The 253-nt window shown below is 63.2% G+C and carries 1 protein-coding gene; it reads left to right on the top strand.

From position 1 onward, the window contains the following. A partial coding sequence (locus tag KVT32_RS30745; protein WP_217619500.1) for a DUF421 domain-containing protein occupies positions 1-253 on the top strand: 253 nt, incomplete at both ends.

The following is a 253-nucleotide window of genomic DNA, read 5'->3' as shown; positions in this document are numbered from 1 at the left end:
GACTTCCTCATCAATGCCGCCAGCTACCGCTTCCGCTTCATCGAGAAGCTGGTGTCCTCGCCGCCGATCCAGGTGATCCGCGACGGCCGCCTGCTCCGGCGTAACATGCGGCGCGAGTTCCTGACCGAGGAGGAGCTCATGAGTTCGCTGCGCCAGCAGAGCATCGCTTGCGTCAGCGAGGTCAAGGCCGCCTTCATCGAGGGCGAGGGGGCCGTCAGCATCACCAAGTTCAAGGAAAACAAGTCGGAGGCCA

The sequence above is a fragment of the Achromobacter sp. GbtcB20 genome (assembly GCF_019091095.1).
GTDB classification, from domain to species: Bacteria; Pseudomonadota; Gammaproteobacteria; order Burkholderiales; family Burkholderiaceae_B; genus Achromobacter; species Achromobacter mucicolens.
The sequence above is the reverse complement of the archived record's forward strand: the minus strand, read 5'-3'. Positions and strand labels throughout refer to the sequence as shown.